Annotated in this window: 18 protein-coding genes; 7 read left to right on the forward strand and 11 right to left on the reverse strand. The window is 68.8% G+C overall.

The genetic code is table 11. The annotated features are described in order from the left end of the window. Window positions 1–2: 2 nt before the first annotated feature. The 8 genes from QZ588_RS09645 to QZ588_RS09680 all read right to left on the reverse strand — a co-directional run bounded on the left by QZ588_RS09645 (window position 3) and on the right by QZ588_RS09680 (window position 10,675). Window positions 3–1,103 carry an anthranilate phosphoribosyltransferase gene (locus QZ588_RS09645; protein WP_295542151.1) on the reverse strand — a complete coding sequence of 367 codons (1,101 nt, stop codon included), beginning with the start codon at window positions 1,101–1,103 and terminating at the stop codon, window positions 3–5. Window positions 1,104–1,249: 146 nt separating this feature from the next. Then, window positions 1,250–2,680, reverse strand: coding sequence for a dihydrolipoyl dehydrogenase (gene lpdA / locus QZ588_RS09650; RefSeq protein WP_295542153.1), 1,431 nt, complete (start codon window positions 2,678–2,680; stop codon window positions 1,250–1,252). Between the two features lie 351 nt (window positions 2,681–3,031). Next, entirely contained in the window at window positions 3,032–3,631 is a 600-nt protein-coding gene (locus QZ588_RS09655) for a hypothetical protein (protein WP_295542156.1), read from the reverse strand. A gap of 139 nt (window positions 3,632–3,770) precedes the next feature. Further along, on the reverse strand, window positions 3,771–5,501 hold the full coding sequence (aceF, locus tag QZ588_RS09660; RefSeq protein WP_295542158.1) for a dihydrolipoyllysine-residue acetyltransferase: 1,731 nt from the start codon (window positions 5,499–5,501) through the stop codon (window positions 3,771–3,773). Window positions 5,502–5,565: 64 nt separating this feature from the next. Next, the gene (gene aceE, locus QZ588_RS09665; RefSeq protein ID WP_295542160.1) at window positions 5,566–8,220 is read right to left on the reverse strand and encodes a pyruvate dehydrogenase (acetyl-transferring), homodimeric type; all 2,655 of its coding nucleotides are present in this window, start codon (window positions 8,218–8,220) and stop codon (window positions 5,566–5,568) included. A 539-nt stretch (window positions 8,221–8,759) separates the two neighbouring features. Beyond that, entirely contained in the window at window positions 8,760–9,347 is a 588-nt protein-coding gene (locus QZ588_RS09670; RefSeq protein WP_295542162.1) for a CDP-alcohol phosphatidyltransferase family protein, read from the reverse strand. Next, window positions 9,344–10,096 (reverse strand): endonuclease/exonuclease/phosphatase family protein, encoded by a 753-nt coding sequence (locus QZ588_RS09675; protein WP_295542164.1) that lies wholly within the window; start codon window positions 10,094–10,096, stop codon window positions 9,344–9,346. Before QZ588_RS09675 ends, QZ588_RS09670 begins: the two co-directional genes overlap by 4 nt. Window positions 10,097–10,201: 105 nt before the next feature. Further along, window positions 10,202–10,675 carry a CDP-archaeol synthase gene (locus QZ588_RS09680; protein WP_295542166.1) on the reverse strand — a complete coding sequence of 158 codons (474 nt, stop codon included), beginning with the start codon at window positions 10,673–10,675 and terminating at the stop codon, window positions 10,202–10,204. A 59-nt stretch (window positions 10,676–10,734) separates the two neighbouring features. Between QZ588_RS09680 and crcB the strand changes: the two genes are divergently transcribed. The 3 genes from crcB to serS all read left to right on the forward strand — a co-directional run bounded on the left by crcB (window position 10,735) and on the right by serS (window position 12,869). Next, window positions 10,735–11,109 (forward strand): fluoride efflux transporter CrcB, encoded by a 375-nt coding sequence (gene crcB / locus QZ588_RS09685; RefSeq protein WP_295542168.1) that lies wholly within the window; start codon window positions 10,735–10,737, stop codon window positions 11,107–11,109. Window positions 11,110–11,162: 53 nt separating this feature from the next. Continuing rightward, a complete protein-coding gene (locus QZ588_RS09690; RefSeq protein ID WP_295542170.1) occupies window positions 11,163–11,468 on the forward strand; it encodes a DUF190 domain-containing protein in 306 nt (101 codons plus the stop codon). Window positions 11,469–11,567: 99 nt separating this feature from the next. Further along, window positions 11,568–12,869 (forward strand): serine--tRNA ligase, encoded by a 1,302-nt coding sequence (gene serS / locus QZ588_RS09695; protein ID WP_295542172.1) that lies wholly within the window; start codon window positions 11,568–11,570, stop codon window positions 12,867–12,869. 83 nt (window positions 12,870–12,952) lie between these two features. Here the strand turns inward: serS and QZ588_RS09700 are convergent, their stop codons facing one another. Together QZ588_RS09700 and argE are read right to left on the reverse strand one after the other, a co-directional pair. Beyond that, on the reverse strand, window positions 12,953–13,378 hold the full coding sequence (locus QZ588_RS09700) for a DUF4399 domain-containing protein (protein ID WP_295542175.1): 426 nt from the start codon (window positions 13,376–13,378) through the stop codon (window positions 12,953–12,955). Between the two features lie 237 nt (window positions 13,379–13,615). Then, on the reverse strand, window positions 13,616–14,785 hold the full coding sequence (gene argE, locus QZ588_RS09705; protein WP_295542177.1) for an acetylornithine deacetylase: 1,170 nt from the start codon (window positions 14,783–14,785) through the stop codon (window positions 13,616–13,618). Between the two features lie 124 nt (window positions 14,786–14,909). On the opposite strand from argE, the gene QZ588_RS09710 reads away from it, so the two are divergent. The 3 genes from QZ588_RS09710 (at window position 14,910) to xthA (ending at window position 17,683) form a co-directional block, all read left to right on the forward strand. Continuing rightward, a complete protein-coding gene (locus QZ588_RS09710) occupies window positions 14,910–16,439 on the forward strand; it encodes an RsmB/NOP family class I SAM-dependent RNA methyltransferase (RefSeq protein ID WP_295542179.1) in 1,530 nt (509 codons plus the stop codon). A gap of 94 nt (window positions 16,440–16,533) precedes the next feature. Next, complete coding sequence (locus QZ588_RS09715; protein ID WP_295542181.1) at window positions 16,534–16,821, forward strand: hypothetical protein; 288 nt, start codon at window positions 16,534–16,536, stop codon at window positions 16,819–16,821. A gap of 46 nt (window positions 16,822–16,867) precedes the next feature. Further along, window positions 16,868–17,683 carry an exodeoxyribonuclease III gene (xthA, locus tag QZ588_RS09720; protein ID WP_295542183.1) on the forward strand — a complete coding sequence of 272 codons (816 nt, stop codon included), beginning with the start codon at window positions 16,868–16,870 and terminating at the stop codon, window positions 17,681–17,683. 89 nt (window positions 17,684–17,772) lie between these two features. Here the strand turns inward: xthA and QZ588_RS09725 are convergent, their stop codons facing one another. Further along, window positions 17,773–18,513, reverse strand: coding sequence for an ElyC/SanA/YdcF family protein (locus QZ588_RS09725; RefSeq protein WP_295542185.1), 741 nt, complete (start codon window positions 18,511–18,513; stop codon window positions 17,773–17,775). 336 nt (window positions 18,514–18,849) lie between these two features. On the opposite strand from QZ588_RS09725, the gene QZ588_RS09730 reads away from it, so the two are divergent. Further along, on the forward strand, window positions 18,850–20,715 hold the full coding sequence (locus QZ588_RS09730) for a PDZ domain-containing protein (protein WP_295542187.1): 1,866 nt from the start codon (window positions 18,850–18,852) through the stop codon (window positions 20,713–20,715). The last annotated feature ends 21 nt before the right edge of the window (window positions 20,716–20,736 follow it).

A 20,736-nucleotide genomic window follows, 5' to 3' on the forward strand; every position in this document is an offset into this window, starting at 1 on the left:
CCTCAGCGCAGCCGCCGCGCCGCCGCACCCGAATCGAGCACGGCGCGGATGCGATCGGCCCCCGCCTGCTGGGTCTGCGCCCGCCCCAGATGCCAAAGCACCAGGGCGCCGGCGCACACCAGACTGTCGTAGGTGGGACCGCGCTGCCCTTCGAGCGCCGCCATGCCGGCGTGCGCCGCGGCCTCGGCGGTGGCGCGCACGTCGACGGCCACGGCGATGTCGTCGCCCGGGCGGCTCGCGGTGGGCAGATCTTCGGGCAGCTGCGGTGCGCGTACGCTCTGCTCGATGCCGAGTGCGGCGGGGTCGATGTCGAACGGTTGTTCCTCGCCCATGTGCTGGTAGTTGAAACACACGCCCTTCTGGCGTAGCGAGGGCACGACGCCGCCCTCGACACCGCGCACCAGCAGGGCCGAGTCGAAGCCGGCATGGCGGGCGAGCAGGGCGTAGATGCGCGGGTAGGGCTTGTGCACATAGCCCGTCACCAGGTGGGTTTTCTTGCGGCCATGGATGGGTCGGGCCATGACTTCGACGGTGGTGATCACCTGGCGCTTGACGATGGTGCCGCGCAGGGGGACGAGATCGTGCAGTTTCGGCGCGAAGGCGCGCTGGTCGACATAGCTCCAGCCGATGGCGGGGTCTGCGATGCGTGTGGCGGCGTCCTGCGGCGAGAGGTCGACGGCGATGCCGGCGGCCTCCAACACGTGGCGGTGGGTGACGCCGAACTTCGGGCCGACGGCGTCGAGCCCATGGCTCACCGCCGGCATGCCGCACTCGGCGAGCACCGGGGCCAGGAAGGGCGAGGCCGGCAGGCAGCGGTTGTAACCGTCGTAGGGGTCGGCGATGTCCACCACCTCGTCGACGTCGGCCACCTGATGCAGGGTGGCGGCGCGCACGGCCTCGAGCACGCCGCGCTGCTCATCGTCGGTCTCGCGCTTCATGCGCAGGGCGATCATGAAAATGCCGCTCTGCACCGGGTCCACCTCGGCGTCGAGGATGGCCCGCATGCCGAGGCGCGCCTCGTCGAGGGAAATATCCTTGGAGAGCTCGGGACCCGTGGCGATGCGCTGGATGATGGAGCGCATCGAGCGTTGAATGTCGTTCATCGCGTCTGACTACCTGCTGTGTTGAGTCGTCGCGCCACCGCGCGTCGTTGCCGCATGCACGTCGGGGTTGCAGGGCGACGCTTCAACCTGGCAGCCGCCGTCGACGGCGTCATGCTCGTGGCGAAGACCAGCACGGCGCATCGGCGTCAACGTTTCTTGGGTGGCAGCAGATCCGTGATGGAGCCGTGGGCCATTTCCGCCGCAAGCCCGATGGTCTCGTTCAGCGTCGGGTGGGGGTGGATGCTCATGCCGATGTCTTCCATGTCCGCGCCCATCTCCAGCGCTAGCACCGTCTCGCCGATGAGCTCGCCGGCGTTGGGGCCGACGATGCCGGCGCCGAGGATGCGCTTGGTCTCAGGGTCGAAGAGCAGCTTGGTCAGGCCCTCGTCGCGGTGGATGCCGAGGGCCCGGCCGCTGGCGGCCCAGGGGAAGACGCCCTTTTCCACCGCGATACCTTGCGCGCTGGCCTCGTGCTCGGTGAGGCCCATCCAGGCCACCTCGGGATCCGTGTAGGCGACGGATGGAATGGTGAGCGGGTCGAACAGCGCGGGCTCACCGGCGATGACCTCCGCCGCGACCTTGCCCTCGTGGGTGGCCTTGTGGGCGAGCATGGGGCCGCCGACGACATCACCGATGGCGAAAATGTTGGGCACGTTGGTGCGCATGTGCTGATCGGTTTTGATGAAGCCGTGCGCGTCCACGTTGACGCCGGCGGTCTCGGCGTTGATGAGCTTGCCGTTGGGCCGGCGGCCGATGGCCACCAGCACCTTGTCGTAGGTGGCCTCGCCGGGGGACTTACCCTCGAATTCCACCTTGATGCCCTCGCCGGTGGCTTCCATGCGCGCGACCTTGGTCTCGAGGAAGATCTTGCGGTAGCGCTTCTTGATCACCTTCTGGAAGGCGCGCACCAGGTCCAGGTCGACCCCCGGCATCAGCTGGCTCTTGAGCTCCACGACATCGATGTGACTGCCCAGGGCCGCGTAGACGCTGGCCATTTCCAGGCCGATGATACCGCCGCCCACCACCAGCATGCGCTCGGGGATGGCGTCGATTTGCAGGGCATCGGTGGAGTCCATGACCCGCGGATCATCGTGGGGGAAGCCCGGGATGCGGATGGGCGCGGAGCCGGCGGCGATGATGCAGTTGTCGAAGGTGACCGTCACTTTGCCCTCGCGGCTGTCCACGCCGATGCGATTCGGCGCCTCGAAGCGCCCGCTGCCCTGCACCACCTCCACGCCGCGTTGCTTGGCCATGCCGGATAGGCCCGTGGTGAGCTTTTTCACCACCTTGTCCTTGCCGGCGCGCATTGTGTCCAGATCGATCTCGGGCGGCGCGAAGGTGACGCCCATGGCACCCATGGTTTTGGTCTCTTCGATGATGGCCGCCGTGTGCAGCAACGCCTTGGACGGGATGCAGCCGACATTGAGGCAGACGCCACCGAGGGTGGGATAGCGCTCGATGAGCACCACGCGGAGCCCCAGGTCAGCAGCGCGGAAGGCCGCCGTATAGCCGCCGGGCCCGGCACCGAGTACGGCGACCTGGGCGCTGAGCTCTTTGACGGAAGGGGAGTCGGTCATGGGCGTGCCTCTGGCGTGCGGAGATGGGTCGGTTGCCTGGGGTGGCGTCTGATGCGGTGGTTTCTGGCCAGCGGGGCAGCCGCGGTGAGCCCCGGCGGGCTCAGGCATGACGCAGCAACGACGTGACCGTCACCGCGACATGCCGACGGTCGGGTCGACGCGCAGGCCGAGACGCTCCGGTCCCGGCGCTGGCGCTGGCGTTGGTGGGATGATGCGCCCATTCGCCCATCCCAGCCAAGCCCAGCGGTGCTGAATGGCCCCGTCGCCGGGGATTGGGCGCATGGATCACGCGACGATTGGGCTGCAGCCGTCGGCGGCCGGGCATGCCGACGGCGCGCAGCCCGGGCGCGCTCACACACGTACGCCGCAGCCGCCGAGCTGCCGACGCACGATGGGGTCGGTGCGGTTTTTCGAGGTGGCTGCTTTCATGAAGACGACGACGCGGTCGATATCGCGAATCACACCGAGCAGGGTCGACGGGTCCGGCCAGCGGTCCTTGAGCGATTCGAAGGCCATTTCCATCAGCGGCTCGTCGGCGCGGGCGATGCCCACGGCATAGGCCGTCGCGCAGGCGAGGCCGGGATGGCGGTGATGGATGCGGCTGGCGAAGCGCCGCCAGGACGTCACCCAGCCGGCCCATTCCAGATCGGACACGTCCGCTTTGGCGGTGCGCAGGAAGAGCACCGTCTTCACCAGTTCGTCCTGCCAGTGCCACTCCGGCAGACCGGTCTTGGCGCGCAGCCGGTCGATGACCTTGCCGTGGAACACGCGGCAGTGGTCGCACTGGTAGTAGAGCGCCAGAGCGTAGGCGATATATTCGCGCTCCAGCTCACTGAGGGTGAAGGGGTCGGACTCCCCGGGGGAGCCGGAGAAGGTGTGTGCATGGAGCTCGTTCAGCACATCGTTGAACGACTGACCCTGGATGGACTCTCGTACGGCTCGCCCCGTCATGATTCGCACCTCATACAGCTGCGGTGGTATTTCAGTATCAGGTGATATTGTGGGGCTTGAGCGCCGGTTTGCCCATGTCCGGGGTCACGTTTGCGCGATGCGCGCCGGATCGTGACGTCCGTCGGACATCGCAGTGCGCCTATAACAATAAGCGCCGAATATCCCCGAGCAGGCGCGCCAACAGTGTCGTAAAGCGCACGCCATCGGCGCCGTCGACGACACGATGGTCGTAGGACAGCGACAGCGGCAGCAGCAGCCGCGGCGCGAACTCCGAGCCGTTCCAGACGGGCTTCAGCTCGGAGCGGGCGACGCCGAGGATGGCCACCTCCGGCGCGTTGACGATGGGCGTGAAGCCGGTGCCGCCGATGCCGCCGAGGCTGGAGATGCTGAACACGCCGCCCTGCATGTCGCCGGGCAGGAGCTTGCCGTCGCGGGCCTTGGCGCTCAATGCCATCAGCTCACGGGCGAGGTCGAACAGGCCCTTCTTGTCCACGTCCCGCAAGACGGGCACCACCAGGCCGTTGGGCGTATCCACGGCGACACCGATGTGGGTGTAGTGCTTCATCACCAGGTGCTCGCCATCGGCGGCGAGGGAGGCCTTGAGCACGGGCATTTGCGCCAGTGCGCCGGCGACGGCCTTGAGCAGGAAGGGCATGAAGGTGAGCTTGACGCCGGCTTGCTCGGCGGCGGCTTTCTGGTCCTTGCGAAAGGCCTCGAGCGCCGTGATGTCCGCCTCATCGAACTGTGTGACATGGGGCACGGTGAGCCAGGCCCGGTGCAGGTGGGCGCCGCTCAGTTTCTTGATGCGCGACAGCGGCTGGGTCTCCACCTGCCCGAACTTGCCGAAGTCCACCGCCGGCGCCGTCGGCAGCTGCAACGGCAGGCCGGTGGTGGTGGGCGCCGCGGCTGCGCCGCCGCTGAGGGCCTGCTTGACGAAGGCCTGGACGTCGTCTTTCAGGATGCGGTTCTTGCGGCCGCTGCCTTTGACGCGCGCCAGCTCCACGCCGAGCTCGCGGGCGAAGCGGCGCACGGCCGGACTCGCATGCGCGCTGCGCCCGCTGGCGATGGCCTGCATGTCTTCCGGGCGCGGTAGCACGGGCGCCTTGCGGCGCTCGGACTCACCGGGGAGCGGCGCCGCGGCGGCGGCGGATGGCTGTGCCGCGGGCACCGCCGTTGCGGCCTGTGTCGACGCGCCCTCCTCGGCGGTGCCGTCGGGCTCGCCTGCCTCCGGGATGGCCCCGGCGCTGCCCTGGAGCGTCAGCAGCAGGTCACCCCGGTTGATCTGGTCACCCACCTTGACGCTCACGGCTGTCACTTCACCCGCGGCGGGCGAGGGGATTTCCATGGTGGCCTTGTCCGACTCCAGCGTCAGGATGGACTGGTCCACGGCCACCTGATCGCCGGGGGCCACCAGGACCTCGATGACGGGGATGTCGGTGAAGTCGCCGATATCCGGCAGGTGCACCGGGATGGATGCTGCGGCGGCCGGGGCCGACACCGACGATGTCGGGGGCGCCGCGGCGGCGGCCGCGGGCTCGGCGCCCTGCGGCTGGGCCGGTGCCGCCGGCGCCGCCGCCCCGGCAGGCGTATCCGCCGATGCCGTATCCGCCGCGTCCGGGGCCTCAGTGGCGCTGGTTTCCACGGTCATGAGCAGCCCGTCCTTGCTCACCTTGTCGCCGACGGCGACCTTGAGGGCCTTGACCGTGCCGCCGACGGGCGACGGTATCTCCATGGTGGCCTTGTCGCTCTCGAGCGTCAGGATGGACTGCTCGGGCTCGATGGTATCGCCCTCGGCGACCAGCACTTCGATGATCTCGACCTCGGTGAAGTCGCCGATGTCCGGCAGCAGGACCTTCTCTAAGCTAGCCACGGCGGGTACTCCTGGATGCGTTTGGTGCAGTAATGGGTTGCGTTGGTCGCAAACAACACCGTGGTTAGACGGTCATCGGGTTCGGCTTGTCCGGATCGATGCGATACTGATCGATGGCCTCGCGCACCCGCCCGGGGGTGATTGCCCCCTCGTCGGCGAGCGCCTTGAGGGCGGCGACGGCGATGTACCAGCGATTGACCTCGAAGAACTTGCGCAGTTGGCTGCGCATATCGCTGCGGCCGTAGCCATCGGTGCCCAGCGTGGAGTACCGCCGTGGCAGGTAAGGCCGGATCTGGTCCGGATAAGCGCGGATGTAGTCGGTGGCGGCGACGATGGGGCCCTCGGTGGCGTTCAGCTGCTCGGCGACATAGGGCCGGCGCGGCGGCTCGTCCGGGTGCAGCATGTTCCAGCGCTCGGCGTCGATGCCGTCGCGGCGGAGCTCGTTGAAGCTGGTGACGGACCAGACGTCGGCGGCGACATCGAAATCCCGTGCCAGCAGGTCGGCGGCGGCGATGACCTCGCGCAGAATGGTGCCGCTGCCGAGCAACTGCACCCGGTGCTTGCCGGCGTTGGCGGTGCTGAAGCGATAGAGACCCCGGCGGATGCCGTCCTCGGCCCCCGCCGGCATGGCCGGCATGGGGTAGTTCTCGTTCATGACGGTGATGTAGTAGAAGCAGTTCTCCCGCTCCTGGAACATCCGCCGCATGCCGTCGTGCACGATGACGGCCAGCTCGTAGGCGAAGGCCGGGTCGTAACTGATGCAGTTCGGGATGGTGGCGGCGACGATGTGGCTGTGCCCGTCCTGGTGCTGGAGCCCTTCGCCGGCGAGTGTGGTGCGTCCGGCGGTGCCGCCGAGCAGGAAGCCCCGCGCCTGCATGTCGCCGGCCGCCCAGATGAGATCCCCCACGCGCTGGAAGCCGAACATGGAGTAGTAGATGTAGAAGGGGATCATCGCCTGGCCGTGGTTGGCATAGGCCGTGGCGGCGGCGATCCAGGACGACATGGCCCCGGCCTCGTTGATGCCCTCCTGCAGGACCTGACCGTTCTTCTCCTCGCGGTAGTACATCACCTGATCGGAGTCCACCGGCTGATACAGCTGACCCACGTGGGAGTAGATGCCGAGCTGGCGGAACATGCCCTCCATGCCGAAGGTGCGCGCCTCGTCCGGCACGATGGGCACCACCAGCTTGCCGATCTGCTTGTCGCGGATGATCATGGTGAGCATCCGCACCAGTGCCATGGTGGTGGACATTTCGCGCTCGCCGCTGGCCTCCAGCAGCGGCTTGAAGGTGTCCAGCCCCGGGATCGGCAGCGGCGCGAAGTCGGCCTTGCGCGCCGGCAGCGGCCCGCCCAGGGCCTCGCGGCGGGCGTGCAGATATTGCATCTCCGGGCTGTCCGCCGGCGGCTTGTAGAAGGGCGCGGCGCCGATCTGGTCGTCGGAGATCGGAATATTGAAGCGGTCACGGAAGGCCTTGAGGGCCGTCTCACCCATTTTCTTCTGCGAGTGGGTGATGTTCATGCCCTCGCCGGCGACGCCCATGCCATAGCCCTTGACGGTCTTCGCCAGGATCACCGTCGGCTGGCCCCGGTGTTGCATGGCGGCGGCATAGGCGGCGTAGACCTTCGCCGGGTCGTGGCCGCCGCGATTCAGGCGCCAGATGTCCTCGTCGGTCATGTTGGCGACCATGTCCGCCAGCTCCGGATACTTGCCGAAGAAGTGCTCGCGGGTGTAGGCGCCGCCCTTGGCCTTGTAGGCCTGGTAGTCGCCGTCGACGCACTCTTCCATGCGCTTGAGCAGCAGCCCCTGTTTGTCCCGCGCCAGCAGCGGGTCCCAGTAGCTGCCCCAGATGACCTTGATGACGTTCCAGCCGGCGCCGCGGAAGACGGCCTCGAGCTCCTGGATGATCTTGCCGTTGCCGCGCACCGGGCCGTCCAGGCGCTGCAGGTTGCAGTTGACCACGAAGACCAGGTTGTCGAGGCGCTCGCGGGCGGCGAGGGAAATGGCGCCCAGGGACTCGGGCTCGTCCATCTCGCCGTCGCCCAGGAAGGCCCAGACCTTGCGGCCCTCGGTGTTCACGATCCCGCGGTCGGCGAGGTAGCGCATGAAGCGCGCCTGGTAGATGGCCATGATGGGGCCTAAGCCCATGGACACCGTCGGAAACTGCCAGAAGCCCGGCATCAGCCAGGGATGGGGATAGGACGACAGGCCGTGGCCGTCGACCTCCTGGCGGAAGCCGTAGAGCTGCTCCTCGCTGAGGCGGCCTTCGAGGTAGGCGCGGGCATAGATGCCCGGCGCCGAATGGCCCTGGACGAACACCAGGTCGCCGCCAAAATCCTTGTTGGCGGCGCGAAAGAAATGGTTCAGGCCGACGTCGTACAAGGTGGCGCTGGAGGCGAAGGACGAAATATGGCCGCCCAACTCCGTCGACAGACGGTTGGCCTGCACCACCATGGCCATGGCGTTCCAGCGTACGAAAGACCGAATCCGACGCTCCATGGCCCGATCCCCGGAAAAGCGTTCCTGCTTTTGCACCGGGATGGTGTTGACATAGGCTGTGTTGGCGCTAAACGGCAGGTACGCTCCGGAGCGACGCGCCTTGTCGATGAGGCGCTCGAGCAAATAATGGGCGCGCTCGGTGCCCTCGTGCTCGAGCACGGCGTCGAGGGACTCGAGCCACTCCTGGGTTTCTTGAGGGTCGATATCGGGCTTGCTGGCCATGGACCTTCCTGTGCAATGGGGAGCGGGGCTGGGGGCGTGCTCGGCGACCGCCGGGCTGGATCGATGCGCCCGCCCTGGGATGCGCGCTGCCGTGCCGCGGCGACGAGACGACCGCGCCGGCGCAGGCAGTCACGCTACCTTAGGGACGGAATATTGGCAAATACTGATTATTGTCAGTATGAATAATGGCTGTCCCCAACGCTGTCCGCTGGATGCTCCCGGGTGTTGCCGAGCAAGCGGGTTGTATCACCAACGCAAAAATCCCGCGCAGCGACGGCTGCCCGGGGTTGTGCTGCGGCTGTGGCCGATGTGCAGTCCACTTGCGCACCGGGCAGGACTCGGCCGTGCGCCTCAGCTGGCTGGGGTCTGCTTCCGGCGGCGATGGGCGCTCCCCGAATGCCGGCGGCGCTGGCATGCGCGGGCACTGTCCGGGCTCGGCCATGGCTGCGAAGTCGGGGCGCACCCTTAGACGACGTGGGCGATGCAATAGGCAATGTCTATGCTGGCGCCGTATGTGGTGGTGCACGCCGGTGTCGACACTAAGCCGGCGGGTCGTGGCGGCTGCGCTCACGCAGCACCCCCAGCAGACCGCCGACATTGGAGCGTTCCCGATCCAGCACCAGCGTGATGGCGATTTCCTCCAGGGCCGCCAGCACCGCCACGGCGGCCGCCGCGCGGAAGGGCCAGGCCGCCACCTCGAGCAGCAGCAGGAACAGCCCCACGGCCGTCGCCGCCACGGCCACCTTCACCAGTCGCGTGTGGTAGCTGGTAAAGCGGCGGAAGCGCACCAAGCCCACCAGCGCCGGCAGCACGAAGCTCGCCACCACGGCGGAGAAGGCGAGCCACTCCTGGCGCACCAGCCCCGGCCACAACAGCAGCATGGAAACCGCCACCGCGGCATAGACGGCAACATCCGCCCAGGAGTCGAGCATGGCGCCGAAGCGGCTCGCCTGCCCGGTGAGTCGTGCCAGGGTGCCGTCGATGGCGTCGGTGAAGAAAGCGACCGCCAGCAGCCAGAGGAAAGGCTCCCGGTGGCCCTGCGAGGCGAGCAGCAGCAGCACCGGCGCCGCCACCAGCCGAAAGGCGCTGAGCAGATTCGGCAGTCGCCAGTGATGCATGTCCGTCATAGCTGGAACCAGGCCTGCAAGGGGGTGTGGTCGGATAGCCGGTGCCAGGGGGCGAGCCCGAGGCGCTCCGCGCGCAGCGGCGCCACGCCGCGGCAGTAGATGCGATCCATGGGCAGTACCGGGGCCACCGCGGGCCAGGTGCGGGCGTGGCGGCCGTGCAGACGCCGGAACACCTCGGTGAGCTCCAGCTCGGCATTGAAGTCCCGCTCGGCGCGGCCCGACCAATCATTGAAGTCGCCGGCGACGATGAGCGGTTCGTGGTGGGGCACATGGGCCTCGATCCGCGCGGACAGACGCTGAATCTGTGGTCGGCGCTCGGCGCCGAAGAACCCGAAGTGCACACAAACGACGTGCAGGCGCTGTTCGGCGCCAGGTACCTCGATGACGCCATGCAGCAGCGAGCGGCTGGCGGCGAAGGGGTAGGGGGAAACGCCGATATTCTCCCACTGGCGGAAAGGCCAGCGGCTCAAAATCGCGTTGCCGTGGTGTCCCTGGTCATAGATGGCGTTGCGGCCATAGGCATGGTGGGGCCAGACGGTATCCGCCAGGAACTCGAACTGGGGATAATCCGGCCATTCGTGCAGACGCTGGGCGTGGCTGGCGTGCTCGCCCAAGGCCTCCTGGAGAAACACCAGATCGGCCCGCGTATGGGCCAGGGCGTCGCGCATGCGGTGCAGGACGAACTGCCGCCCCCCCATGCTGAAGCCCTTATGGATGTTGTAGGTGAGGATGCTGAATTGATGGCTCATGCGATGCTTCGACGCGCCGGTGCTGCGCACTGGCTCGGAATGGGGCTCGCCGGCAGCGGCTCGACTGCGGCGTCGGCTTGCCGGTGCGCCCGCGGCTTCCGGTGTCTACCAGGGGCGACGGCGGATGCGTAACCGGTAGAGCAGCGGCGAGAGCCAGGCGTCCAGCAGGCTGAACAGGATAACCAATCCCAGGATCTCAGCGCCGCCCAGATGCAGCGGCTGCATCAGTCCGACTGCCGGGCACAGGGATTCGGGGACCGTATCCAGCAGCAGCGCGCGGCTGCTCCGTGGTCGGCCCAGCCGCCGCTTGACGAAGCTGGCGAGCAGGTCGCCGGCCATGGCCAGGGCGCCGGCGGCCAGGCCAACCAGCGGCGACAGGCCGAGCAGGGGCGCCAGGGTGGTGCTCGCGGCCAGCGCCACGGCGAGACCACGCCAGGTTTTGGCGTCGCCCAGCAGCCGGCGGCCGTCGGCCAGGCGCAAGCCGCAATCGACGGGGACCGCCCAGCGCGCACCCAGCATGGCGTGCACCAGCACCGGTGCGCCATTGGCGGCGACGATGAGCAGCAGCAGTCCTAACACGCCAGCGATGGCCGCTGATCGCGTACAATCGGCATTCGGTCGATCATTGAGAGTCGCTCTTGCTGCAGTTGCTCGCCATCGCCGGCGGCGGCGCGCTCGGCGCGCTGGCGCGGTTTTTCGTCGCCACCGGCGTCTACCGGCTGCTCGGGCGCGACTTCCCCTGGGGCACGCTGAGTGTCAATGTGCTCGGCTCCTTCGCCATGGGGCTGCTGTTCGTGTTGCTGCTGGAGCGCAGCCTGCTCGCGGCGGAGCTGCGGGCGGCGATCCTCATCGGCTTTCTCGGCTCCTTCACCACGTTTTCGACCTTTTCGCTGGAGACCTTGACGCTGGTGGAGCAGGGCGAGATGCTGCGGGCGCTTGCGAACGTGACCGTCAGTGTTGTGGTCTGCATCGCCGCCTGCTGGGCCGGCATCGTCGCCGCGAGGGGGCTGTGAGCATGGTGCGATCATCCAATGAAGCTGTCGAGCGGCCCTTGGGCGGGGCGACCATGGTACGCGTCTACCTGAGCGAGTCCGATCATGGCCTGAAGCCGCTGCTCAAGTGTCTGCATGACGAGCTCGGAGTCCGCGGCGCCACCGTCACGCGGGGCGTGGCGGGCTTCGGCGCTTCCGGCGTGGTGCATGGTACGAGCCTGCTGGATCTGTCGTCGGACCTGCCGCTGGTGCTGGAGTTCTTCGACCGCCCGGATCGGGCCCGCGCCGCCATCGAGCGTATCAAGGACTTCGTCGAGCCGGGTCATGTCGTGTCCTGGCCCGTCGACGTCGAGAGCAGCGGCGACCCGGGCCCCGCGTGACACTTCGGGTGGGCTGCGCCGGGCCATCGGCTGCCGCGGCCAAAGCCATCCGACGCCGCCGTTCCCATCCCCGCATTTCCGACAAGAGCCGACACCGTCATGCTGGACCCAAAACTTCTGCGCGCTGATCTTGCGCACGTCGCCGCTGCGCTCGCCCGTCGTGGCGTGACGATGGACACCGCCCGCATCGAGACGCTGGAGCGCCGCCGCAAGGCGCTGCAAACGCAAGTGCAGGAGCTGCAGAGCCTGCGCAACACCCGTTCCAGGGCCATCGGCAAGGCCAAGGCGGCGGGGGCGGACATCGAGCCGCTGAAGGCCGAGATCGCCGGCCTCGGCGACCAGCTGAAGGCCCTGGATGCCGAGCTCGGCGAGCTGCAGGCCGAGCTGCGTGACATCAGCCTGGGCCTGCCGAATCTCCCGGACGCGAGCGTGCCGGATGGTGCCGACGAGTCCGCCAACCGCGAGGAGCGCCGCTGGGGGACGCAGCCGAGCTTCGCGTTCACGCCCAAGGACCATGTGGATCTTGGCGTGCCCAGCGGCTGGATGGACTTCGACGCCGCCGCCAAGCTCACCGCGTCGCGCTTCGTGGTGCTGAGCGGGCCGCTGGCCCGGCTGCACCGGGCCCTGATCCAGTTCATGCTCGATGTGCACACCACCGAGCATGGCTACACCGAGACCTATGTGCCCTACCTGGTGAACGCAGACAGCCTGCGGGGCACGGGCCAGCTGCCCAAGTTCGCGGCGGACCTGTTTCGGATACCGGGGCTGAGCGGGGAAGCCGAGGGCGGCGGCCGGGATTTGTATCTCATTCCCACCGCCGAGGTGCCGGTGACGAACCTGCTGCGGGATGTCATCGTCGAGGCCGAGGCCATGCCGCGCCGATGGGTGGCCCACACCCCCTGCTTTCGCAGCGAGGCCGGCTCCTACGGCAAGGACACCCGCGGCATGATCCGCCAGCACCAGTTCGAGAAGGTGGAGCTGGTGCAGGCGGTGCGCCCGGAGGACGCCTTCCATGCGCTGGAAACCCTCACCGGCCACGCCGAGGCCATTCTGCAGCGCTTGGAGCTGCCCTACCGGGTGGTGACCCTCTGCACCGGTGATCTCGGCTTCTCCGCCGTCAAGACCTTCGACCTGGAAGTCTGGCTGCCGGGACAGGACCGCTATCGGGAAATCTCCTCCTGCTCCAACTTCGGTGACTTTCAGGCGCGGCGGCTGCAAGCGCGCTGGCGCAATCCCGACACCGGCAAGCCCGAGCTGGTGCACACCCTGAATGGCTCGGGCCTGGCGGTGGGCCGTACCCTGGTGGCCGTTCTGGAGAACTACCAGCAGGCGGACGGCAGCATCCGGGTGCCGGCGGCGCTGCTTCCCTATCTGGGCGGACTGGAGGTGCTGCGGTCGTAGGCGGGTGACGAGCGTTGGATGCTGCTCGGGCTGAGCGTGGGCCGCGGAGTCGTGCCCGGCGGGGCACGCCCGGCGCCGCCGGATCACTCCACGGTGACGGTGACCTGTTCGGAGTAGACGGGCGGGTCATGGGGCACATGCTTCATGTCGCCCAGGATCAGCCGGAGTGTGTGGGTGCCGGGCTCCAGCGTCACTTCGGTCTGGGTCTGACCGCCGCCGAAATGCATGACATCGCCGCCGATGGGCTGATCGAAGGGCGGCAAGGCCTGGTCGATGAGCAGGTGATGGTGCCCGGTGGCGGCCTTGTCGGTGCCGGCGGGGGCGACCCCCATGTTCTCGAGCCCGAATTTGACCGTAAAGGTCTGCCCCACCGTGGCGCCGTCCGCGGGCTCGATGAAATAGACCTTGGCGCCCGCGGGCGACGGGGTGCGCTCGATCTCGGCTAAGGCCGGCAGGGCGGCGAAGGCGACGGGGACCGCGACCAGGGCGGCGATGGCATATTTGAGCATGGTGGATTCTCTCCTCGCTGTTTTATGCGTTTTGGCACGCCGGGGTCTGAGGGCTTTCCGGCCGTGCGTCAAGCTAGGTCGGGCGATCCGGTGCCGATTCAAGGACGCGCCGATCGATTGGCGGACGCCCGCCGCACGCAATACCGCAGGCTCCGGGACGGGAGCCGTTCCCGCAGGACGCCGGCGCGGTTACCGCCAGTGTTGCGCGAGCGTGTGACCACGCGTTCAGCGTCGCCATCAGCCTTGCAGGCAGAAGCGCTGGATCAGTCCCCGCAGCATGCCGAGCATCGGCTCGATGCGCTCTGTGGCCAGGAACTCGTCGGGCTGATGGGCCTGGGCGACGTCGCCGGGGCCGAGCACCATGGTCTCCATGCCGAGGGCGTTGAAGAAGGGGGCCTCGGTGCCGAAGCTGACGGTCTCCGCCGCATGGCCGCTCAGCGCCTCGCCGGCGCGGACGATGGCGGCGGTGGCCGGCGTGTCCGCCGGCGGGATGCTCGGAAACAGCGGGTCCACGGTCCATTGCAGCCCTCTGGGCTCGGCGACGGCCGCCACCCGCCGACGCAGTTCCAGGCGCAGTGTCTCCGGCTCCTGGCCGGGCAGCGGGCGGATATCGATGTGCAGCTCGCACTGACCGCAGATGCGGTTGAAGTTGTCGCCGCCGTGGATGTGGCCGCAGTTGAGCGTGGGCCAGGCGATGCGAAAGGCCGGGTCGCGGTGGTCGTGCTGCAGCCGCTCGCGCCATTCCAGCAGGGACGTCAGCACCTGATGCATGCCCTCGATGGCATTGTTACCCAGGCTCGGGTCGCTGGCATGGCCGCTCTGACCGACGAGGCGGATGCTCTCGCCCATGACACCCTTGTGGGCGCGCACCGGCCGCAAGCCCGTGGGCTCGCCGATGACGGCATGGCGTCCCAGCGGCCGGCCGGCGGCAACCAGTGCCCGTGCCCCGTGCATGGCCGACTCTTCATCGGCGGTGGCCAGGATCATCAGCGGATGCTTCAGCTGCGCGCCGTCCAGTCCGCGGGCGGCCTCGAGGGCGAGCCCCAGGAAGGATTTCATGTCTGCAGTGCCGAGCCCGTAGAGGCGTCCGCTGTCCTCGGTGAGCTTGAGGGGATCGCGCTGCCAGAGGGCGGGATCGTAGGGCACGGTGTCGGAGTGGCCGGCGAGCACCAGCCCCCCCGGCCCGCTGCCGAGGGTGGCCAGCAGATTGGCCTTCTGCGGATGCCCGGGGATCTCCAAGACTTCCACTTTGAAGCCCGCCGCCCGCAGCCAGTCCGCCAACGGCTCCAGTACCGGCCGGTTGCTCTGGTCCCAGGCCGACTGCACGCTGCTGACGCTGGACGTGGCGATGAGCTGTTCCAGCATGTGGCGCAGCGGCGGTGCCTCGGTGGCGGGAATGTGATGCATCGAGCGCTCCAGGTGTGACTGTGATGTGCTGTGGTATCTGTCGGCCGGTCCATGGGCGCCGGCCCCGCTTTTTCTGTAGATTGCCCCGTTCTCGTGCCGTTTCATCCCCGAGCGCAGCGCCCGCATGTCACACGCCGACCCATCGACCCCGCCGCCAACCGCCGGCGCGCCAGCCCCAGCGCAGGCCCCAGCGCAGGCCCTGGCGCAGGCCCTGGCGCGCTACCGCCCCCTGTTCGGAGCGGTGGTGGATGATTGGGACGGCTTCATCGACAGCCTGCGTCGCCCGCTCGGCACCTGCATCTGGAGCCGGCCCGGCCGCATCGACGGCGATGCGCTGGCCGCACTGTTGGCGGATCAGGGCGTGTCCAGCGCGCCCGTGCCCTGGCTTGCGGCGGCGCCCGGCACCGCCTTGGCGCTGCCGCCGGGCTTCCGCGCCGGCCAGCACTGGTGGTATTGCGCCGGCCTTGCCCATGCCCAGGAGGCGGTGTCACAGCTGCCCGTGCTGGCGCTGGGATTGGCGCCCGGGCAGCGGGTCCTGGATCTGTGCGCGGCCCCCGGCGGCAAAACGGCGCAGATCGCGCTCAGCCTGGGCAACCGCGGCACGGTGCTGGCCAACGACTTCGCCATGGACCGCATCGCCGCCTTGCAGGGTAATCTGGACCGGCTCGGCGTGGTCAACGTCAGCACCACCCGCTACGACGGCGGCAATTATCCCGCCGCCGCCGGCCCCTTCGACCGCATTCTGGTGGATGCGCCCTGCTCCAGCGAGGGCACGCTGCGACGCAATCCGGGCCTGGCCAGCAAGCTCGGCCCGGAGCGCAGCGCCCGCATGGGGAGCCGCCAGCGGGCGCTGTTGCGCAAGGCCGTGCAACTCTGCCGCCCGGGCGGGCGCATCGTCTACTCCACCTGTACCTTCGCGCCGGAGGAGAACGAACTGGTGGTGGCGGACGTGCTCGCCGAGCAGCAAGGCCGTCTGCGGCTGCGGCCGGCGTCCGCATGGGCGCAGCTGCCCGGACTCGTGGGCGGCCCCGGCGTCACACTCTGGCAGGGTCGGCCGCTGCCGCCGGCCCTCGGCGGCTGTCTGCGCCTCTGGCCGCACGCGAACGACACCGGCGGCTTCTTCATCGCGGTGTTCGAGAAGGACGCCGCCGCCGCGGGGCCGCCCGAGCCCGAGCCCGAGCCATTGGCCCACGAGTCCGCCGGCGAGGACGCCGATTGGTGCGCCGGCCTCGCCGCGCACTATGGCATCACGGAGCCGGTTACGGCGCAGTTTCGGGTCCACCGCCAGACCCGCCGGGGTCTGCACGTGGCGGCACGGGACCACGCGCCACCCGCGGCACCGCAACCAGAGGGCAGCGGTCTCTTCTTCTACCGCACCAATATCCGCCCGCCAAAGCTCACCACCGCGGGGGCGCTGCTGCTGGGTGGCCAGGCCACCCGCCAGGTGCTGGACCTGGAAGCCCCCGCGGATCGCGATGCCTACCTGCGCCGGCGGACCCTCCAGCCAAGTGCGGCTGCGACGGCCGCCTGCCGGCCCGGGCAGGTGATCATCCGCCACCGGGGCCATCCGCTGGGAGTGGCGATACTGCATCGCTCCGGCGAGCTCGAGAGCCTTTTCCCGCGTAAGTGGAGCGGTTGTACCGCGGCGGGCTAGGGGCCCGCTGGAGGCTCGCCATTGTTCGTGTGCTGGTGGCGGGAAGCCGGTGCATGCTAGCCTTCGGGGATTTTTGATCCTACCGTCGGGCACCGTGACCAACCCTGAGCTGCTGACCCAACTGCTGCGCCTGCTCGCTGAGCTGACCGAGGAGTCCGAGGGCTACCTCGAGCGCGAGGACGACTCCCAGCGCTGGTACAACCGTGGCTACGCCAATGGTATGGCGGCGGCGCTGACGCGGCTCGGTCACGGCGACGCCGTCGCGCGCACCGTGGCGAGCGACCCCTACGACCGCGCCCGCGACCAAAAGCATCTGCCCTGGGGCAAGGCCTACGAGCACGGCCGCGACATGGGAGAGCGCGAGACGCACGAGGTACTTTGACACCGCTCGCCATCCCGCCGCGATTCCCCAGCCCGGAGCCCGTACCATGGCCACCTTCGTCTCCTTCAACATCAACGGCATCCGCAGCCGCCCGCATCAGCTGGAAGCCATCAAGGCCAAGTACGACCCGGAGGTGATCGGCATCCAGGAATCCAAGGTGGCCGATGAGGCGTTTCCGTTGACGATGGTCCAGGGCCTGAGCTACCAGGCGCATTACCACGGGCAGAAAGGCCACTACGGGGTGGCGCTGCTCAGCAAGGCAACGCCGCTGGCGGTGTGCAAGGGCTTCCCCACAGACGGTGAAGAGGCGCAGCGGCGCGCCATCACCGGCCGCTTCACCCTCCCGGACGGGGAGGCCGTCACCGTCGTCAACGGCTACTTCCCCCAGGGCGAGAGCCGCGATCATCCGGTCAAATTCCCGGGTAAGGCAAAATTCTACGCCGATCTGAGCGCTTACCTGAGCGAGCGCCACCGCCCCAACGAGCCACTGATCGTCATGGGCGATATGAATGTCGCACCGGCGGATGCCGACGTCGGCATCGGTGATGACAATGCCAGGCGCTGGCTGCGCAGCGGCAAGTGCAGCTTCCTGCCGGAGGAGCGGGATTGGCTGCGGTCCCTCATGGATTGGGGCCTGCTCGACGCCTACCGCCTCGTGCACCCGGATGTGACGGACCGCTTCAGCTGGTTCGATTACCGCTCCCGTGGCTTCGAGCGCGAGCCCAAGCGCGGCCTGCGCATCGACCTGATCCTCATCACCGAGCCCCTGCGCCGGCGCCTGCGTGACGCGGGCATCGACTACGACATCCGCGCGCTCGAGAAGCCCTCGGACCATTGCCCCGTCTGGATCGATTTGGCGTGAGCGCTGCGCCGCCCGCGCAGGCGGCTGCGCGCGTGGGCCGCCGGTGTGCGCGCCGCCCGGCATGCGCCCTTTGCGATGGCTGACGCGCGTCAGACCGCGTCGTCGTTCGTCGTGCGCAGCCGCACCGTCTCCGCGCTGCCAAGAAACTTCGGAGCACGGCCGACGACGATGTCCAAGACAGCGGCGACGCGCGCCAAGACCTCGCGGGCCCGGACTTTGAGCAGGCCCTGGCTGGTTGGATCGGCCGCTGCGAGTCCGCTGGCCTCCAGACCGAAGTGGCGGGCCAGGAAGATGGCGCGCTCGGCATGGAAGCGTTGGCTGACGATGACGACCTGCCGCTGGCCGAAGACTTCCTTGGCGCGGATGACCGAGTCGAGGGTGCGAAAGCCCGCGTAGTCCAGGGTGATGAACTCCGGGGGGACGCCGGCGGCGATCAGATCCTTGCGCATGGCGATGGGCTCGTTGTACCAGCGCGTGGCGTTATCGCCGCTGACGAGGATGCCCTGAACCTTGCCGCTATGAAACAACGCCGCCGCCGCCTCGATGCGGGCCTGGTAGAACTCGTTCGGCCGGCCGGCGACGGTGCGCCGCGCTGTGCCGAGGAGCAGCGCGACGGGCTTCGGCTCCACGTCATCGACGCCGCTGGCAATGGCATGCACCGTGCTTGCGGATACCATGGTATCGATGGCCGCCGAGACCGCCGCAGCGAGCAACAGCACGCCGGTGGCCGCGAGCAGCGCGATGCGCAGGCCCTGACGATGACTTGGGCGCTGCGCAGCGGCCGTGGGCCGGCCGTCCTGCGCCGCTCCCGCCGGCGCGGGCGCAGACATGGGCTGCACGGCCGCGCGGGTCGACACAGCCGGCGGCGGCCCGGCGGATTGCGGCGATGTATGGGACGGTTTGGCCACGGTGGATGTCCTGGTCTCGCAGAGACTTGTCGGACGTTCCCCGATTGTAGGCACAAACGTGCGCTGCTTCGCCACCTTCGGGCGCAGGTCGGGCGACCGACCGACGCGGGTCTCTGACCCGGGTCATGGTTGTATGCCGGGCCAGCCGCACGCATGCCATGCGCATGCTGGCGATCCCATCCATCGCCCTGATCTGTGTCTCCCAACGGCGTTCGCCGTGGCCACGCCAACCGCCCCCGACAGCCAGACCTGCAACCCATGCCTGACCATGCACTCATCCGCTACCGCGTCACCCCGGCCCGCCCGGCGGCGCACCTCTTTGCCATCGAGCTGCACATCCCCGACGCCGGCGGCGACCCGGCGCCGCTGACGCTGTCGCTGCCGGCCTGGATCCCCGGCAGCTATATGATCCGGGACTTTGCCCGCAACATTGTGCGCATCGGCGCCGAGCGCGGCGGCGCACCGGTGACACTCGAGAAACTGGACAAGCAGACCTGGCGGGCACCCGCGGGCGGCGGCACGCTCAGGGTGCGCTACGAGGTCTACGCCTGGGAGCTTACGGTGCGCTCCGCCCACCTCGACCGCACGCACGGCTATTTCAATGGCCCGAGCCTGTTCCTGCGGGTGCATGGACGCGACCACGAGCCCTGCCGCGTCGAGCTGCTGGCACCGCCGGATGCCGCGTGCGGCGATTGGAGCGTGGCCACCAGTCTCATGCGCGACGGCGCCGAGCGCTGGGCCTTCGGCGCCTACCGGGCCCGGGATTACGCCGATCTCATCGATCATCCGGTGGAGATGGGCCGATTCGATGTGATCGCCTTCAAGGTCCGGGATGTGCCGCACTGGATGGCCGTGAGCGGCCGTCACCGCGCGGACCTGACGCGCATCGCCGCGGACTTGGCACCCATTTGCGAGGAGCACGTGGCGCTGTTCGGCGAGTTGCCGGCGGACCGTTATCTATTCCTGACCCAGGTGGTGGGCGATGGCTACGGCGGCCTGGAGCACAAGTTTTCCTCCAGCCTGCTCTGCAGCCGGGATGATCTGCCGGCACAACCCGGCACGACGGCGCCGGGCACGGACGCGGGCCATGCCGGAGGTGACTACCGCAAGTTCCTTGGGCTCTGCAGCCATGAGTACTTTCACCTGTGGAACGTCAAGCGCATCCGCCCGGCGGCATTCGTCGCGGGCGGGCTCGAGCGTGAGGTGCACACCCGGCTGCTCTGGGCCTTCGAGGGCATCACGTCCTATTACGACGACCTGGCATTGGCCCGCAGCGGCCGCATCGACACCGAGGGCTATCTGGCGCTGCTGGCGGAGACCATCACCAAGGTGATGCGTAACCCGGGGCGCCTGCACCAGAGTATCGCCGAGTCGAGCTTCGATGCCTGGACCAAGTTCTACAAGCAGGACGAGAACGCACCCAACGCCATCGTCAGCTATTACGGCAAAGGGGCGCTCACGGCGCTGGCGCTGGATCTGACCATTCGCCGCGATACCGCGGGCCGTCGCTCGCTGGATGACGTCATGCGGGCGCTCTGGGAGCGCTATGGCGAGCGCCGGGATCACCCCGGTGCCGGGGTGCCGGAGCGCGCCATCGAGGCGCTGGCGGCGGAAGTCACCGGTCTGGATCTGTCGGCGTTCTTCGAGCAGGCGTTGGACGGCACGGCGGACCTGGATCTGCCGGGACTGCTGGCGACGGTCGGTGTGGAGATGCGCCTGCGCCCGGGCAAGGGGCCGAAAGACTTTGGCAATGTGACGGCTGCGCTGACGCCCGTCGAGCCGGTGTCCGACGTCGGCCTCAGGCTCGCGCCGGGCGTCGAGGCCAAGGTTGCCGTGGTGCTGGATGAGCGTCCCGCGCAGCGGGCCGGGCTCGCGGCGGGCGATGTCATCATCGCCGTCGACGGCCTCAAGGTGGATGGCCACAACGCCGGCAAGCGCCTGCGGGCGCTGCCGATGGGGCAGCCGGTGAGCGTGCACGCCTTCCGCCGCGACGAGCTCATGACCTTCGAGCTAGCACCGGCGGCGGCGCCGGCGGATGTCTGTGAGCTGCGCGTGGACGACCAGGCATCGGCGGCGGTGCTGGCGCAGCGCCGGGCCTGGCTCGCGAGCGTCGCCGGTGTCTGAGCAGCCCGGCGGGCCGGGCGG

This window comes from uncultured Thiohalocapsa sp. (assembly GCF_913062725.1).
Lineage (GTDB): Bacteria > Pseudomonadota > Gammaproteobacteria > Chromatiales > Chromatiaceae > Thiohalocapsa.

Bases quoted from the DNA above. Each gene is read 5' to 3' on its own strand.
- QZ588_RS09675 (WP_295542164.1), bottom strand. From the start codon at position 10,096: ATGAGCCATCAATTCAGCATCCTCACCTACAACATCCATAAGGGCTTC.
- QZ588_RS09700 (WP_295542175.1), bottom strand. From the start codon at position 13,378: ATGCTCAAATATGCCATCGCCGCCCTGGTCGCGGTCCCCGTCGCCTTC.
- QZ588_RS09645 (WP_295542151.1), bottom strand. From the start codon at position 1,103: ATGAACGACATTCAACGCTCGATGCGCTCCATCATCCAGCGCATCGCC.
- QZ588_RS09670 (WP_295542162.1), bottom strand. From the start codon at position 9,347: ATGACGGACATGCATCACTGGCGACTGCCGAATCTGCTCAGCGCCTTT.
- serS (WP_295542172.1), top strand. From the start codon at position 11,568: ATGCTGGACCCAAAACTTCTGCGCGCTGATCTTGCGCACGTCGCCGCT.
- argE (WP_295542177.1), bottom strand. From the start codon at position 14,785: ATGCATCACATTCCCGCCACCGAGGCACCGCCGCTGCGCCACATGCTG.
- QZ588_RS09655 (WP_295542156.1), bottom strand. From the start codon at position 3,631: ATGACGGGGCGAGCCGTACGAGAGTCCATCCAGGGTCAGTCGTTCAAC.
- QZ588_RS09710 (WP_295542179.1), top strand. From the start codon at position 14,910: ATGTCACACGCCGACCCATCGACCCCGCCGCCAACCGCCGGCGCGCCA.
- QZ588_RS09690 (WP_295542170.1), top strand. From the start codon at position 11,163: ATGGTACGCGTCTACCTGAGCGAGTCCGATCATGGCCTGAAGCCGCTG.
- aceE (WP_295542160.1), bottom strand. From the start codon at position 8,220: ATGGCCAGCAAGCCCGATATCGACCCTCAAGAAACCCAGGAGTGGCTC.
- xthA (WP_295542183.1), top strand. From the start codon at position 16,868: ATGGCCACCTTCGTCTCCTTCAACATCAACGGCATCCGCAGCCGCCCG.
- QZ588_RS09730 (WP_295542187.1), top strand. From the start codon at position 18,850: ATGCCTGACCATGCACTCATCCGCTACCGCGTCACCCCGGCCCGCCCG.
- QZ588_RS09725 (WP_295542185.1), bottom strand. From the start codon at position 18,513: ATGTCTGCGCCCGCGCCGGCGGGAGCGGCGCAGGACGGCCGGCCCACG.
- lpdA (WP_295542153.1), bottom strand. From the start codon at position 2,680: ATGACCGACTCCCCTTCCGTCAAAGAGCTCAGCGCCCAGGTCGCCGTA.